The organism is Pseudomonas sp. MWU16-30323 (genome assembly GCF_020515595.1).
In the GTDB taxonomy this organism is placed as follows: Bacteria; Pseudomonadota; Gammaproteobacteria; order Pseudomonadales; family Pseudomonadaceae; genus Aquipseudomonas; species Aquipseudomonas yamanorum.
Genome location: NZ_JAIWYM010000002.1, coordinates 65246 through 80112, shown reverse-complemented (window position 1 = coordinate 80112; position 14867 = coordinate 65246). Strand labels below are relative to the sequence as shown.

14 protein-coding genes are annotated in these 14867 nt (G+C 60.8%); 3 read left to right on the top strand and 11 right to left on the bottom strand.

Annotated elements, in window-relative coordinates:
* Positions 1-69: 69 nt before the first annotated feature.
* Positions 70-1848 (top strand): acyl-CoA dehydrogenase C-terminal domain-containing protein, encoded by a 1779-nt coding sequence (locus tag LIY45_RS03285; protein WP_226475318.1) that lies wholly within the window; start codon positions 70-72, stop codon positions 1846-1848.
* Positions 1849-2074: 226 nt separating this feature from the next.
* Here the strand turns inward: LIY45_RS03285 and LIY45_RS03280 are convergent, their stop codons facing one another.
* A complete protein-coding gene (locus LIY45_RS03280; protein WP_063026719.1) occupies positions 2075-2965 on the bottom strand; it encodes a LysR family transcriptional regulator in 891 nt (296 codons plus the stop codon).
* Positions 2966-3174: 209 nt separating this feature from the next.
* Here LIY45_RS03280 and LIY45_RS03275 point away from each other — a divergent pair, with 209 nt between their 5' ends.
* Both LIY45_RS03275 and LIY45_RS03270 read left to right on the top strand, forming a co-directional pair.
* Positions 3175-4455, top strand: a complete 1281-nt coding sequence (locus tag LIY45_RS03275) for an aminotransferase class III-fold pyridoxal phosphate-dependent enzyme (RefSeq protein WP_226475317.1) — start codon at positions 3175-3177, stop codon at positions 4453-4455.
* Between the two features lie 185 nt (positions 4456-4640).
* Positions 4641-4799, top strand: a complete 159-nt coding sequence (locus tag LIY45_RS03270; RefSeq protein ID WP_003211049.1) for a YqaE/Pmp3 family membrane protein — start codon at positions 4641-4643, stop codon at positions 4797-4799.
* A 7-nt stretch (positions 4800-4806) separates the two neighbouring features.
* Here the strand turns inward: LIY45_RS03270 and pqqE are convergent, their stop codons facing one another.
* The 10 genes from pqqE to LIY45_RS03220 form a co-directional block, all read right to left on the bottom strand.
* Positions 4807-5946 (bottom strand): pyrroloquinoline quinone biosynthesis protein PqqE, encoded by a 1140-nt coding sequence (pqqE, locus tag LIY45_RS03265; RefSeq protein WP_017476380.1) that lies wholly within the window; start codon positions 5944-5946, stop codon positions 4807-4809.
* Complete coding sequence (gene pqqD / locus LIY45_RS03260) at positions 5939-6214, bottom strand: pyrroloquinoline quinone biosynthesis peptide chaperone PqqD (RefSeq protein WP_003211043.1); 276 nt, start codon at positions 6212-6214, stop codon at positions 5939-5941. Before pqqD ends, pqqE begins: the two co-directional genes overlap by 8 nt.
* Positions 6211-6963, bottom strand: coding sequence for a pyrroloquinoline-quinone synthase PqqC (gene pqqC, locus LIY45_RS03255; protein ID WP_226475315.1), 753 nt, complete (start codon positions 6961-6963; stop codon positions 6211-6213). Before pqqC ends, pqqD begins: the two co-directional genes overlap by 4 nt.
* An 11-nt stretch (positions 6964-6974) precedes the next feature.
* Positions 6975-7886, bottom strand: a complete 912-nt coding sequence (gene pqqB, locus LIY45_RS03250) for a pyrroloquinoline quinone biosynthesis protein PqqB (protein WP_010167410.1) — start codon at positions 7884-7886, stop codon at positions 6975-6977.
* Positions 7887-7963: 77 nt separating this feature from the next.
* Positions 7964-8038, bottom strand: coding sequence for a pyrroloquinoline quinone precursor peptide PqqA (pqqA, locus tag LIY45_RS03245; protein ID WP_003194766.1), 75 nt, complete (start codon positions 8036-8038; stop codon positions 7964-7966).
* A 155-nt stretch (positions 8039-8193) separates the two neighbouring features.
* Positions 8194-10566 (bottom strand): pyrroloquinoline quinone biosynthesis protein PqqF, encoded by a 2373-nt coding sequence (pqqF, locus tag LIY45_RS03240; protein WP_226475314.1) that lies wholly within the window; start codon positions 10564-10566, stop codon positions 8194-8196.
* A 50-nt stretch (positions 10567-10616) separates the two neighbouring features.
* On the bottom strand, positions 10617-11411 hold the full coding sequence (locus LIY45_RS03235) for a carbon-nitrogen hydrolase family protein (RefSeq protein ID WP_017476376.1): 795 nt from the start codon (positions 11409-11411) through the stop codon (positions 10617-10619).
* Between the two features lie 10 nt (positions 11412-11421).
* The gene (locus LIY45_RS03230; RefSeq protein ID WP_226475547.1) at positions 11422-13104 is read right to left on the bottom strand and encodes an NAD(P)/FAD-dependent oxidoreductase; all 1683 of its coding nucleotides are present in this window, start codon (positions 13102-13104) and stop codon (positions 11422-11424) included.
* A 167-nt stretch (positions 13105-13271) separates the two neighbouring features.
* On the bottom strand, positions 13272-13754 hold the full coding sequence (locus tag LIY45_RS03225) for an Lrp/AsnC family transcriptional regulator (RefSeq protein ID WP_226475312.1): 483 nt from the start codon (positions 13752-13754) through the stop codon (positions 13272-13274).
* A gap of 56 nt (positions 13755-13810) precedes the next feature.
* Positions 13811-14722 carry a sugar ABC transporter substrate-binding protein gene (locus tag LIY45_RS03220; protein WP_226475311.1) on the bottom strand — a complete coding sequence of 304 codons (912 nt, stop codon included), beginning with the start codon at positions 14720-14722 and terminating at the stop codon, positions 13811-13813.
* Positions 14723-14867: the final 145 nt, after the last annotated feature.

Here is a 14867-nt window from a genome sequence, read left to right as displayed (position 1 = left end):
TTCGGTTACACTCGGGGTCTGTAAAACTGACCCCACCCGAATAACGCTAAAGTTCTCACGAGGTTTGCCATGGCTGACTACAAAGCGCCGCTGCGCGATATGCGCTTCGTCCTCAACGAAGTTTTCGAGGTCGCCAAACTCTGGGCCCAACTGCCAGCGTTGGCGGAGACCGTCGACGCCGAGACCGTAGAGGCAATCCTCGAAGAAGCCGGCAAAGTCACCTCCAAGACCGTCGCCCCGCTTAGCCGTGGCGGCGACGAAGAAGGTTGCCGCTGGGAGAATGGCGCGGTCTTCACCCCGGCCGGCTTCAAGGACGCCTACAAAACCTACGCCGAAGGCGGTTGGGTGGGTGTGGGCGGCGACCCGACCTACGGCGGCATGGGCATGCCCAAGGCGGTGTCGGCCCAGGTTGAAGAGATGATCAACTCCTCGGGCCTGGCCTTTGGCCTGTACCCGATGCTGACGTCCGGCGCCTGCGTGTCGATCAACACCCACGCCAGCGAAGAACTTAAAGCCACCTACCTGCCGAATATGTACTCGGGCGTGTGGGCCGGCTCCATGTGCCTGACCGAGCCTCATGCGGGCACCGACCTGGGGATTATTCGGACCAAGGCCGAGCCTCAGGCAGACGGTTCCTACAAGGTCAGCGGTACCAAGATCTTCATCACTGGTGGCGAGCACGACCTCACCGAGAACATCATCCACCTGGTGCTGGCCAAGCTGCCGGACGCACCGGCGGGGCCCAAGGGCATCTCGCTGTTCCTGGTGCCCAAGTTCATGGTCAATGCCGACGGCAGCCTGGGGGGGCGCAACCCGGTGACCTGTGGCTCCATCGAACACAAGATGGGCATCCAGGCTTCCGCGACCTGCGTGATGAACTTTGACGAAGCCGTGGGTTACCTGGTGGGCGAGCCGAACCGGGGTCTGGCGGCGATGTTCACCATGATGAACTACGAGCGGCTGGGCGTCGGTATTCAAGGCCTGGCCTCGGGCGAGCGCTCTTATCAGAACGCTATCGAATACGCCCGCGACCGCCTGCAAAGCCGTTCGCCAACCGGTCCGAAAGCCAAGGACAAGGTTGCCGACCCGATCATCGTCCACCCGGACGTGCGGCGCATGCTGCTGACCATGAAAGCTTCCAACGAAGGTGGTCGTGCTTTCTCCACCTACGTGGCAATGCAGCTGGACACCGCCAAGTTCAGCGAAGACGCCACCACCCGTAAACGTGCAGACGACCTGGTTGCCTTGCTGACCCCGGTTGCCAAGGCATTCCTGACTGACCTGGGCCTGGAAACCACGGTGCACGGCCAGCAGATTTTCGGCGGCCACGGCTACATTCGCGAGTGGGGCCAGGAGCAACTGGTGCGTGATGTGCGCATCACCCAGATCTACGAAGGCACCAACGGCATTCAGGCCCTGGACCTGGTGGGACGCAAGATCGTCGGCAGTGGCGGGGCGTTCTACAAGCTGTTTGCCGACGAGATCCGCCATTTCACCGCTACTGCGGGCGCCGAACTGGCCGAGTTCACCAAGCCCCTGAACGCGGCGGTGGATGATCTGGATGAGCTGACCGCCTGGCTGCTGGATCGCGCCAAGTCCAACCCGAATGAAATCGGTGCGGCGTCGGTGGAATACCTGCATGCGTTTGGCTACATGGCCTATGCCTACATGTGGGCCCTGATGGCCAAGGCAGCCTTGGGCAAAGAGGCTCAGGAAGATTTCTACGCCAGCAAACTGGGGACTGCGCGTTTCTACTTTGCCCGCTTGCTGCCAAGAATCGCGTCCCTCAGCGCCTCGGTAAAAGCCGGTAGCGAATCGCTGTTTTTGCTGGATGAAGCACTGTTCTAAGGGCTTGGAGGGCGTGTAAGCATTCTCTTACATGACGTGCTGCTATTCGTCCTCTATCGCCACATTGGATCCACGGATAATCTACTTCACATGGACGTCGCGCAGGAAGCGCAAAGCAACAACACGGACACGTAGGATTCTGCCAGGAAGGCGGAGTGAAATGGATGTCAGGGAAACAGTCTGCAAAGCCCCGCTTCGGCGGGGTTTTCTTTTGCCTGCGAAAAAGTCAGACAGGCGCGTTCATCACGTCTTCCAGCAGCGTGCGCAACAATTCCAGCGTCGCCTGCTGACGCTGCACATCCCGGCACACCAATCCCACTTTCAACGGCACCCGTGGTTCACTCAACGGTTTCCATAGCAGCGCCTTGCTGTTGTGTTCGTCCTGGGAGCGTCCGGGCAGCACCGTCGCCAGCTTGGTGTAGGGCAGGCTGTCGAGAATCCCCACCATCGTATTCAACTCTGCCTGCACTTGCGGACGGCGGCCCAGGTTGGCCAGTTGCCCTTGCCAGATCTGCCGTACCTGAAACTCTTCCCCCAGCAGCAACATCGGTAGCTCGGCGGCTTGCTTCAAGGAGACTTTCTTGAATTCCCGCAGCGGGTGGTCAGACGGGATGACCACCTTGAGTTCATCTTCATACAACAGCACACCGTGCAACCCCGGCTGGCGCGGCGGCAGGTAGCTGATGCCGATGTCGAGCGAGCCGTTGAGCAGCCGGCGTTCGATCTCCATGCCGGTCAACTCGTAGATTTGTACGACCAGGTGCGGTTGGGCCTTGCGCACCCGTTCCAGCATCTGTGGTACCAGGCTGGTGTGCACGGTTTGCAGCACGCCGATCGCCAAGGTACGCAACGCCTGGCCCTTGAAGTTGCGCAAGGCTTCCACGGCCTGCTGCATGCCATCGAGCAAAGGCAGGGCGTGGTTGTACAACGTGTGGGCGGCGAGGGTCGGCAGCAGGCGCTTGCTGCTGCGTTCGAACAGGCTCACGTCGAGGTTCTGTTCGAGCTGGCGGATCTGTTGCGACAAGGCCGGCTGGGAGATCGACAGGCGTTCTGCAGCCCGGCCCACGTGGCCTTCTTCATACACCGCGACGAAATAACGCAGTTGCTTGAAATCCATAAGTAATGCTTATCGAAAATGCTGGAAAATCGAAATGGCCGAGTGCCCCCGAGGCGCCTAGTCTAGCGCCTATTCACGGGGCTTACAGGGCCGGAAAGTGCGATGAGTAGTGTTTATGTTGACGGTGTTTGCATAGGCAGGGCAAAAAACCTCCGCCATGGGTTGATCGGTGATATCGACCAAGGTGCGATTGCCAGCGGGGTTTATCCATGAACCTGTTTAACCTGCGACGCCCGGTCCCCAGCCTTGATGATCTGATCCTCGATGCGAAAACGCCGACACTGCGAGATGACCTTTCCAGCGATTGTTTGATGCCCAGCGTGGTCCGACCGCCCCAGGTGTTTGTGCGTGGCCAGGGCTCCTGGCTGTGGGACGGCGATGACCGCGCCTATCTCGATTTCAATCAGGGCGGCGGCGCCAACAGCCTGGGTCACAGCCCGCAGGTAGTGACCACGGCGCTGGCCGATCAGGCCCAATCGCTGATCAATCCCGGTAGCAGTCTGCACAACCGCGTTCAACTGAACCTCGCCGACCGCCTGTGCCAACGCACCGGCAGCGACCAGGCCTACCTGCTCAACAGCGGCGCCGAAGCCTGTGAAGCGGCCATCAAGCTGGCGCGCAAATGGGGCCAGCTGCACCGTGGCGGCGCCTATCGCATCATCACCGCGAGCAACGGTTGCCATGGCCGCAGCTTTGCCGCGATGTCGGCATCGGCCGCTGCCAGTGAAAACCGTTTTGAGCCGCAACTGCCGGGGTTCAGTCACGTGCCGTTCAACGACCTGCCTGCATTACATGCAGCCGTCGACGCACAGACGGTGGCCATCATGCTGGAGCCGATCCAGAACGATGCCGGCGTCATCCCTGCGACCGAGCACTATCTCAAGGGTGTCGAACGCCTGTGCCGCGAGCTGGGCATCCTGTTGATCCTCGACGAAGTGCAAACCGGCACTGGCCGTTGCGGCACGTTGCTCGCCGAACAGCACTATGGCATACGCGCCGACATCATCTGCCTGGGCAAGGGCTTGGGGGGCGGTGTGCCGCTGGCGGCGTTGCTCGCCCGGGGCAAGGCGTGTTGTTTTGAAATCGGTGAACTGGAAGGCACCCACCATGGCAACGCGCTGATGGCCTGCGCTGGTTTGGCGGTGCTCGATACCGTACTGAGCCACGGGTTTCTGGAGCACGTTTGCGAAGTTGGCGCTTATCTGGGCGAAGGGCTCGCCCGCCTGGCCCATCGTTATGGCCAGGGCGAACTGCGTGGCCAAGGTCTGCTGTGGGGACTGACCCTGTCGGAAGACTCGGCAGATGCAGTGGTAAAGGCCGCGCTGAGTGAAGGACTGATCCTGAGCGCGCCGCAGCCTGACTGTCTGCGTTTCACCCCGGCGCTCACGTTAAGCAAAAGCAACGTCGACGAAATGCTCCTGCGCCTGGCCCGCGCTTTCTCCCGAGTGCGCACCGCACAGCTGCAATGCCGCAAGGGCATTGCCGTTTAACCCCTTATTTCCTGAACCGTCTCGCGGTATACGCAGCGCCTCCAGCCTGATTCTTTTGGCTGGGGGCGTTTTTTTGTCTGCGAATTCGACGATGGCTGAGTGCCAGATCCCACTGAACCCTTACCAACGGCCAAGGTCGATTAGCTTGTACGGCTCACACGAGCCGATTTTCTGGAGCTGAACCCATGGATATCATTCGCATCATCATCGCCATTCTGCTGCCGCCACTGGGTGTGTTCCTGCAAGTGGGTTTCGCTGGCGCGTTCTGGCTGAATATTTTGCTGACCTTGTGCGGTTACATCCCGGGTATCGTGCACGCGGTGTACATCATCGCCAAACGCTAAAAAGACCTCAGCCTTTCGCGATCAGCCGTGAGTTTCGCTCGTTGCGAAAGGCCAGTTGCTCGATGGTCTGAGTGGCGTGCTCCGCGTCTTCACGGGCCTGAAGGATCAGCCCGTGATGCTCTGACTTGCTGCATACCGGGTCAGCATTGCTGGCATCCCCGGTCAGCATGAACGCCTGGCAGCGGCACCCACCGAAGTCTTTTTCCTTCTCGTCACATGAACGGCACGGCTCGGGCATCCAGTCGTAGCCGCGAAAGCGGTTGAAGCCAAACGAGTCGTACCAGATGTGTTGCATGCTGTGGTCGCGCACGTTGGGAAATTGCACCGGCATCTGTCGGGCGCCGTGGCACGGCAGGGCAGTACCGTCCGGGGTCACTGTCAGAAAGATGCTGCCCCAGCCATTCATGCAGGCTTTCGGGCGTTCCTCGTAATAATCCGGCGTGACGAAGATCAGCTTGCACGGGTGGCCTTCGGCTTCGAGCTTGGCGCGGTATTCGTTGGTGATGCGTTCGGCGCGCACCAGCTGTTCCTGGGTTGGCAACAGGCCGACCCGATTGAGCTGGGCCCAGCCGTAGAACTGGCAGGTGGCAAGCTCGACAAAGTCCGCTTCCAGGGCAATGCACAGCTCGATGATGCGGTCGATCTTGTCGATATTGTGCCGATGGGTGACGAAGTTCAGCACCATCGGGTAGCCGTGGGCTTTTACTGCCCGGGCCATTTCGAGTTTTTGCGCGAAGGCTTTTTTTGAGCCGGCCAGCAGATTGTTCACTTGCTCGTCGCTGGCCTGGAAGCTGATCTGGATATGGTCCAGGCCCGCCTTCTTGAAGTCACTGATTTTCTGCTCGGTGAGGCCGATGCCTGAAGTGATCAGGTTGGTGTAGAAGCCCAACTTGCGCGCCTCGGCGATCAGTTCGGCGAGGTCCTGGCGCACCAGCGGCTCACCGCCGGAAAACCCCAGTTGCGCAGCACCCATTTCCCGGGCTTCGCGAAACACCTTGATCCACTGTTCGGTGCTCAGCTCCTTGCCCTGCTCGGCGAAATCCAGCGGATTGGAGCAGTACGGGCATTGCAGCGGGCAACGATAGGTCAGCTCCGCCAGCAACCAGAGTGGCAGGCCAATCTCCGGTTTCGGTGGCAGGTCAGGCAAGTTCGATCCAGTGCTGAGCACGGGCAACCTCCATGAATTGCTCGATGTCTTCACCGAGCTCGGGTACGCCAGGGAATTGCTTGTCCAGCTCGGCAATGATCGCGCTTACATCGCGCTCGCCATCGATCAAGCCACCGATCAGCGCGGCGCTGTCGTTGAGCTTGATCATGCCTTCCGGGTACAGCAGCACGTGGCCTTTCTGCGCCGGTTCGTACTGGAAGCGATAGCCCTGGCGCCAGGTTGGTTTTTTGCTGCGATCGAAGCTCATAGGGTGATCCCCTTATGCCACACACGCTGATCAGTCACGCTGTGATACGGCGGGCGTTTCAGTTCGTAAGCCATGCTCATGGCATCGAGCATGCTCCAAAGAATGTCCAGTTTGAACTGGAGAATTTCCAGCATGCGCTCCTGGCCTTCGCGGGTGGTGTAGTGCTGCAAGGTGATCGCCAAGCCGTGCTCCACATCCCGGCGAGCCTGGCCCAGCCGCGTACGGAAATACTCATAGCCGGCCGGGTCGATCCACGGGTAATGCTGGGGCCAGCTGTCGAGGCGCGACTGGTGGATCTGCGGGGCGAACAGCTCTGTCAGGGAACTGCTGGCGGCTTCCTGCCAGATGGCGCGACGGGCGAAGTTGACGTAGGCGTCTACCGCAAATCGTACGCCGGGCAGTACCAATTCCTGGGAGCGCAGTTGATCCGGGTCCAGGCCGACCGCCTGGCCCAGGCGCAGCCAGGCTTCAATGCCGCCGTCTTCGCCGGGGGCGCCGTCGTGATCCAACAGGCGCTGAATCCACTCACGACGAATCTCCCGGTCCGGGCAGTTGGCCAGGATCGCGGCGTCCTTGAGGGGAATGTTCACCTGATAATAAAAGCGGTTGGCGACCCAGCCCTGGATCTGCTCGCGGGTGGCGCGACCTTCATACATCGCCACGTGATACGGGTGATGGATATGGTAGAAGGCGCCCTTGGCCCGCAGGGCCTGTTCAAACTCGGCGGTGGTCAGCGGTGTGTCAGTCATTTGGCTCGCTCCTACAATTCAATGCTCATGCCGTCGTACGCCACTTCCACATTGCGTCGCAGCAGCTCGGCTCGCTCGGGCGAGTCCTCGTCCAGGATCGGGTTGGTGTTGTTGATGTGGATAAGCACTTTGCGCTGTTTGGGCAACTGCTCCAGCACCTCCAGCATGCCGCCGGGGCCGTTTTGTGCCAGGTGGCCCATCTCGCGACCTGTGCGGGTGCCAACGCCACGGCGCTGCATTTCGTCGTCATCCCACATCGTGCCGTCCACCAGCAGGCAATCGCTGCCGGCCATGATCTCTAGCAACGGTCCGTCGACCTTGCCCAGGCCAGGGGCGTAGAACAGTTTGCCGCCGGTGCGCAGGTCTTCGACGATCAGGCCGATGTTGTCGCCCGGGTGTGGGTCGAATCGGTGAGGCGAGTAGGGCGGTGCCGCGCTGCGCAGGGGCAATGGTGTAAAGCGCAGGTTGGGGCAGGCGGGAATGGTGAAGCTGGCATCCAGCTCGATGCGGTTCCAGGCCAGGCCGCCGTTCCAGTGGGTGAGCATGGTGAACAGCGGGAAGCCGGTGCTCAAGTCTTCATGGACCATGTCGGTGCACCACACCTGGTGCGGGCAGCCTTCGCGCAGGCTGAGCAGGCCGGTGGTGTGGTCGATCTGGCTGTCCATCAGGATGATCGCGCTGATGCCGGTATCCCGCAGGGCGCGGCCGGGTTGCATCGGGGCGAACCCTTGAAGCTGGGCGCGGATATCTGGCGACGCGTTGCACAGCACCCAGTTCACGCCGTCATCGGAAATCGCGATGGACGACTGGGTACGCGCTTCGGCGCGCAGGCTACCGTCGCGAAAACCTGCGCAGTTCACGCAGTTGCAGTTCCATTGCGGGAAACCACCGCCCGCGGCGGAACCTAGAATCTGGACAAACATGGCCGCTCCACTACACATAACTCAAAAATAAAAACGCCCCGGGCGGGCCGAGGCGTTGCATTGCGATACAAAGCCAATCAGCGGCTGGCAAAGTACATGGTGACTTCAAAGCCGATACGCAGATCAGTGTAAGCAGGTTTGGACCAGGTCATGTTCTTACTCCTACGGATGGATGGGACATTTACTACCAATACATATAGTCCACCTCCAAGCGGAGATGTTCAGAGGTGTGCATGTGAATGTTACGTACTTCTGGTGAAGATAGCGCTGTCCTGTGGGAAAAAGCCTTTTACCGAAGCGGCAATGATCAGCCAGATCGTTGCCAGGAGCCGGCGGCACAAGCGCCATTGGCCACACAACGCCATCCGCCTGCAGCAGCATTGAGTTGCTGTGCAGCTTCCATTAAATCCTCGCGGGAGCGGGTCTGGATGAAATCTTGCAACTGCTGGATGTAATCCGACGAGTGGCCTGCCAAGTGCGCGTGCCAGAGCAGTTCGGCGGCTTGGGCGGTGGGCAGGGCGTCGATGGAAAATTGCCGGGCCAGATCGTTCGGCAGTTCGCTGGCGTTGATCAGCGTGGGCAGTTGTTTCAGGAACGCCTGCAGGTGATCGAGGATTTGCGCAAGAGACGCGCTTGGGGATTGCACTCCAAACAGCAGGCCGGTTTGCCCGTTGAACTGTCGGATGCCGCTGAACACCGCGTAGCCCAATTGAAGTTCAACACGCAGTTGTTGGTAGAACGGCGCTTGCACCCGATGCGCGAGTAAACGCCAGCATGCCTCGTCGGCCAGGGATTGGCTGGGTGTGGGGCATAACAGCAGCAACGTGGCGTCGCTGGAATCGGTACTCACTTCATGCCACACATGCTGGCCGCTGATTGATGGAAGCTTGCCGATAGCCGCTTCCGGTTGCCCCGGCAGTTTCCCTGCTGCGCTTTTTATCGCCATCTCACAGGCGGTGGGCAGTCCGACGGCAAGCCCTTGCCAGCGAGCGGTCGACCATCGATCCGGCCCGGCCATCTGTTCTGCAGGTGGGATGCCAGCGCAATAGCCGGGCAATGCCTTGAGCAACTGCCGGATCGCCAGGGTCTGTGCTGCGGCGGGGTGCGTCACGGTCGTTTCATCCAGCTGGGTCAGACCGCGTGTCACTTCCTCCAATATCGCGGGCATGGGTTCATGCAGCCCGACCATCTTCAACTGCCAGAAACCGCCAATTGTCTCGAACGACAGCCGGACGCCAGCCTGGCTGGCGTTCTCACGCAACTGTGGGAAAAGCTCGTCATGCAGCGGCGAATCCAGACGCCAGCGCAGGTAGAGGGCGCCTTCATCCGTGTCGCCTGGCAGCGCCTGGCTGAAGGTCAGCGCCGAGAGGTCCTTTCGGCCACGGGAGCGATCCTGGGCGAACGTGCGCAGGCCGCGATGGGCGCTGGTCTGGCCTCGAATCAAACCCGGGCGCTCTTCCTTGACGGCCGGGCGCAGGAACGGGTTGGCGGGCGGTAGTTGCCAGGCGTGCCGGGACGGTGGCAATTGCAGCGCGTCCAACAGGACTTTGAGGGACGCGGCGCTTTGCTCGGACAGAACGGGCTCGTGATGCTGTCGGGCCAATGCCAGGGCACCGCTGACCTGTAGTTTGCGAGCGAGCAGCAGCGCGTACTCTTCCCGCAACAGGGTCCAGTCACTGTGGGCGAAAAAGCTCAGCCAGTCGCGCAACAGTTCTTCGATCAGGGTCGTCTTTGGGTGGCCGTGAGTGTCCAGAGTGAACTTGATATCCAATAGCGCCTGGCCGGCAAACTGATACAAAACCGTCGCGTTGATGGCGCTGACCCACTGCCGCGACTGCAACTCGGCGAGCAATCCGCCCGGCGCCGAAGCGTTCAGCCACAAGCAGAGGAAATCCAGCGCCTCAGGGGAGGCTTCACTCACCACCACCTGATGCCAGTGGTGTTCATCGGCGTATTGATACGTGCATTGGTTGCCGGCCAGCAACGCGGGCGCAGGCTTCTGTGGCCGCAACGGCGCAGTCTTCAGCGCCGCGCCAAACTGTTGCGCCAACGCCTCTAGCTCCGCCAGCGACTGAGGGCCCGCAAGGCTCAAAGTCATTTGCCCGGTCTGATAGAAACCTTTATAAAAATCCCGCAGCGCCTGCTGAAAATCCTCACGCTCTACCGCCAAGCTATCCCGATTGCCCGCATGAAACGCGCGCAATGGATGATCCGCCGCAACACCTTCCAGCAACGCCTGTTGCTGTTGCGCCGTGGCATCTTGCGACCAGGCGATAAACTCCGCCTGCAACACTTCGCGCTCGCGCAACTGGTCTTCCAGGGCCAAACGCGGATGGACGAGCATGTCCCCCAAACGCTCCAACGCCGCCTCAAATGCCGAAACAGGCACCTCAAAGAAAAAGTCGGTAGTGCGTTCGCGAGTGCTGGCATTGACCTGCCCACCCTGGCGCTGCACGTAGGCCATCAGCCCTTCGCTCGCCGGAAAACGCTCGGTGCCCAGGAACAGCAAATGCTCAAGAAAATGCGCCAGTCCCGGCCATGCCAAGGGCGCATCGTGACTGCCCGCCGCAACGCGCAAGGTTGCGGCGCAGCGCTTCAAACGCGGCGCATGACGCAAGCAAACCCGCAGGCCGTTGGCCAGGGTCAATTGAAGGTGATGAGGGTGGGCCGGCGCAGGCATGAGCACTTCCGAAACGTAGGAAGTGCCTATGCTAGCGCAAACCTGCCGGATCAGTGCTTGTGCAACGCACCATAAAGCTCGGGACGCCGGTCCAGCAGGTAGCGATTGGCCGCGCGTGAGTCGATCATCAACTGCCGATCCAGAGTGCCGACAATCAACGCCTCATCGAGACCCGCCTGGGCAATCCGCTGGCCATCCGGCGCGGCGATGCTGCTTTGCCCGCAATACTGGATCTCGCCTTCCTGCCCGCAGTAATTGGCGTAGGCCACATAACACTGGTTTTCAAACGCCCGTGCCCGCACGGTCACATCGGCGACGAAATCGAAGGGCACCATATTGGCCGTCGGTACCAGGATCAACTCCGCCCCGGCCAGCGCCAGGCGACGGGTGTTCTCCGGGAACTCCAGGTCATAGCAAATCAGGAAACCCAGCGTCCAGCCGTTCAATTCCACCAGCGGGAAATCATCGTCGCCGGCGCTGAACATCGAGTTGTCGAGATCGCCAAACAGGTGCGTCTTGCGGTAGTTGCACAGGCGCTGGCCGTTGGCGTCGATCAGCTGTACGGCGTTGTAGATCTGCCCGTCTGCACCGCGTTCCGGGTAGCCATACAGAATCGCCACGCCCGAGTTTTTCGCCAGCGCGGCGATGGATTGGGCAGCGGGACCGTCCTGGGTTTCAGCCAAGGCGCCGACCGCTTCCACGCCGATGTTGTAGCCGGTGAGAAACATCTCCGGCAGTACCAGCAGGTCGGCGTCGGTGGCCTCCTGCGCCAACTGATGCAGGCGCTTGAGATTGCCGGCCACGTCCAGCGGCAGAGGCGGGCATTGATACAGGGCGACACGCATGGGCAACTCCTTACTCGGGCAGCGCGATTGGCCCGATCTCATCGAATACATCCCCCGGCCCCGGGTTCTGCGGGTGAGTGCTGCCACCGAAGTGGGTCATGATGCCCCACACCGCGTTCAGCGAGGTTTGCACGGCACCTTCGACCCACGCAGGCGTCCAGGACACATCGTCACCGGCGATGAAAATGCCGCGTTGCTCAGCCGGCATGTCCTTTTGCATGAAGTGCGCATACATCCGTTGGTTGTAGCGATAGTGGCCCGGCAGTGCGCCTTTGAAGGCACCGAGGAAATGCGGGTCGGCTTCCCACGATACGGTGATCGGATCGCCGATGATCCGTGTGGCGATGTCGACTTTCGGGTAGATCTTTTTCAACGCGTCGAGGGCCAGTTTCACCCGCTTCTCGATGGGCTGCGGGAGCATTTTCAGGGCGTCGCTCATCCAGGAATAGGACAGGCAAATCACCCCCGGCTTATCGTCGCCGTTGTCGAACAGATAGGTGCCGCGGGTCAGGCGATCCGTCAGCGTCATGCTCATCAGGTCGCGGCCGGTTTCCGGATCCTTGTCCTTCCAGAATGGCCGGTCGACCATCACGAAGGTTTTCGACGACTGCATATAGCGGGTGCGGTCCAGAGCCATCCACATCTTTTGCGAAAACAGGGTTTCGTCGCACTCGATCTGGGTGGTCAGCAGCCAGCTCTGGCAGGTGGTCAGCACGGCGGCGTATTCACGGGTGTCGCCGTAGTTGTCGGTGACCGCGAAACGGCCGTCCGGCGCGTGGGCAATGCGCTTGACCCCGGCCCGTGGCGCGCCGTTGTGCAGGGAGCTGAGGCTGGTGCCTTCCGGCCAGTGGGCGCAACGCTCCGGCACATGGCGCCAGATGCCCATGGGCACTTGGGCGACGCCGCCCACCACCAGGTGCTGGTGATCGTCGCAGTTGGTCATCACCACGCGGAAGATTTCCAGCATCGAGTTGGGGAAGTCCGAGTCCCAGCCGCCCGTGCCGAAGCCGACCTGGCCGAACACTTCGCGGTGATGGAACGACAACTTGGCAAACGCTTTGGAGGTGGCGACGAAGTCGTAGAAGGTGCGGTCGTCCCACAACGGAACCAGCGTATTCCACAGCTCTTTCAGACGCGGTACGTCACGGTCACGGATCGCTTGCTGGATATCGCTGAACTGCGAGCCGGCTTCCAGGGCGTCGGCCCAGGCGTCAGCCACTTCCTGGAACAGTGCAGGAAGGTCGGCGAGTTTCTGTGCGTAGTGCGTCTGGCCTTCGAGGTCGATGACCGTGCTGCCGGAAGCGGGCGTCAGCGGGTTGGGAAAGGGTTTCGTCTCAAGCCCGAGCTTGTCCACATAGTGGTAGAACGCAGTGGAGGACACCGGGAAGCGCATGCCGCCCAGTTCCGCGATGATGCCTTCGGCGCCTTCGAACGCCTGGGAGCGCAGGCGGCCACCCATTTTCGAGGCTTCATACACCACGGGTTTCAGGCCGAGCTTCATCAGCTCATAGGCGGCCACCAGCCCGGCAATCCCGGCGCCGACGATCGCCACTTCGGCGCCGTGGTTGGCCGCCGGAACGCTGCCCAGGCCCGCCGGGTGTTCGATCCAGTCATCAAAGGCGAACGGAAAGTCCGGGCCAAATATGGTGATTGGCTTTTTACCGTTGGCGGGGTGGCGGTTGGGCTTGCTGATGGTGCTGGAAGGAATGCTCATGGCTGACCTTGCTGGCGGCTCGGCGGGGCGCGACCCGCTGAGTATAGGAAAAGATGGCAGCCATTCTAGGGAGCGTAGCATTCGTTAATAAGACGCAATGTGTCGTCGGAATGAATTGTTTTTAGTCAGAGTGACGAGGTCATTGATCAGATTGGTTGGCCGCGATCCAATTTGTTACTGAGGATGATCGAGGTGGTGGTCTTCTCCACGCCGTCGACGCTGCCGATCTGGTCCAGCAGTTGATCAAGCTGTTCCGGCGAATCGGTACGCAGCCAGGCCACGTAATCGAACTCGCCACTGACCGCACACAGCTGCTGAACCTGCGCCATGGCGCTGATCCGACGCAGCACTTCTTTGCCGGAGCGCGGTTGCACGGTAATTCCCACGTAGGCCTGCAAGCCGCCATTTACCACGCGCTGGCTCAGGCGCACGCCGTAGCCGGTAATCACTTGGGTTTTTTCCAGGCGCGCGAGGCGCGAGGTGACGGTGGTGCGGGCGATGCCCAGCTGCCGGGCGAGCATGGCCACACTTTCGCGGGCGTTGATCTGCAAGGCGGCAATCAGCTGACGATCGATTTCATCGAGGACGGGAGGGTGAGAGGTGGGCAAGGTGTTCTCCGGCGCGGGCATCAATGGGCAAGCATGTTACAGACTCGTTCCCCTTGATGCTCGCGGCGGCGTTTGGCTCAGTTGCGCAAGAACTGCTGGTAGTTTTCCGGGGTGACCAGTTGCGTAGGAATCCATACGTCGCCTTGCAGGGCGGCATGCTTGATCAGCATCAGCGCCGCGTCCACTGAGCCGGCGCCGATGGCCACCGGGTCGCGGAAAACGGTCACTGCCAGTTGGCCCTTTTTCAGCGCCTGCAAACCATCCGGCGTACCGTCGATGCCGCCCACCAGAATGTCCTGGCGCCCGGTCTGGCGCAGGGCCATGGCGGCGCCGATGCCCATCTCGTCATTGTTGGAGGCCACGGCGTTGATGGTCTGGCCCTTGGTCAGCCAATCATTCATCAGGTCCATGCCTTTTTCCCGCTGCCAGTCGCCGGACTGTTCTTCGACGACTTTGATCCCGGGGTACTTGGCCAGTACGTCCTTGACCCCATTGGTGCGCTTGCCGGTATCACTGTGGGCGAGGCGGCCGAGGATGATCGCCAGGTTACCTTTGCCGCCCATTTTCTCGGCCAGGTACTCCATCTGCATCCGGCCGATGGCGCGCTCGTCGGTGCCGACGAAGACGACGCCAGGCGGGAAGGTTTCGACCTCGGGGCGGCTGTTCATGTACACCAGTGGGATACCGGCGGTGTTGGCTTTCTCGGTGATCTTGCGGGTGGCCGCAGTGTCCGCCGGGTTGACGATGATCGCGTCGACTTTCTGGCTGATAAAGCTTTCCACCTGGTTCAACTGGCGCACCACGTCACTGGCGGAATCTTCCACCTGCAGCTTGACTCCATCAGGCGAGGCCTTGGCCTGATCCTGCATGGCCTGCACCAGGTAGGACACGTAGTTATCGAACTGCCCAACCGATACCCCGATGCGCAATTCGGCGTGGGCGGCGGTGGACAGCAACAGGGCACAGGCACAGCCAAGCAGGCGCTTCATGGGAGGTTCCTTCTTATTGTTCTGGTGCGACAAAGATTCTGAAGTAGACACTATTGGAAATAAAATTCCACTTCAAGTAAGCCTCGGAATTTCTTTTCGCCGATGATCGAACACATTAATTTGTGCCAGATTGTTAAAAGTAACT

Coding starts and splice junctions, on each gene's coding strand:
- LIY45_RS03280 (WP_063026719.1), bottom strand. CDS start 2,965: ATGGATTTCAAGCAACTGCGTTATTTCGTCGCGGTGTATGAAGAAGGC.
- LIY45_RS03225 (WP_226475312.1), bottom strand. CDS start 13,754: ATGCCCGCGCCGGAGAACACCTTGCCCACCTCTCACCCTCCCGTCCTC.
- pqqF (WP_226475314.1), bottom strand. CDS start 10,566: ATGCCTGCGCCGGCCCACCCTCATCACCTTCAATTGACCCTGGCCAAC.
- LIY45_RS03220 (WP_226475311.1), bottom strand. CDS start 14,722: ATGAAGCGCCTGCTTGGCTGTGCCTGTGCCCTGTTGCTGTCCACCGCC.
- LIY45_RS03275 (WP_226475317.1), top strand. CDS start 3,175: ATGAACCTGTTTAACCTGCGACGCCCGGTCCCCAGCCTTGATGATCTG.
- LIY45_RS03285 (WP_226475318.1), top strand. CDS start 70: ATGGCTGACTACAAAGCGCCGCTGCGCGATATGCGCTTCGTCCTCAAC.
- pqqD (WP_003211043.1), bottom strand. CDS start 6,214: ATGAGCTTCGATCGCAGCAAAAAACCAACCTGGCGCCAGGGCTATCGC.
- pqqB (WP_010167410.1), bottom strand. CDS start 7,886: ATGTTTGTCCAGATTCTAGGTTCCGCCGCGGGCGGTGGTTTCCCGCAA.
- LIY45_RS03235 (WP_017476376.1), bottom strand. CDS start 11,411: ATGCGTGTCGCCCTGTATCAATGCCCGCCTCTGCCGCTGGACGTGGCC.
- LIY45_RS03270 (WP_003211049.1), top strand. CDS start 4,641: ATGGATATCATTCGCATCATCATCGCCATTCTGCTGCCGCCACTGGGT.
- pqqC (WP_226475315.1), bottom strand. CDS start 6,963: ATGACTGACACACCGCTGACCACCGCCGAGTTTGAACAGGCCCTGCGG.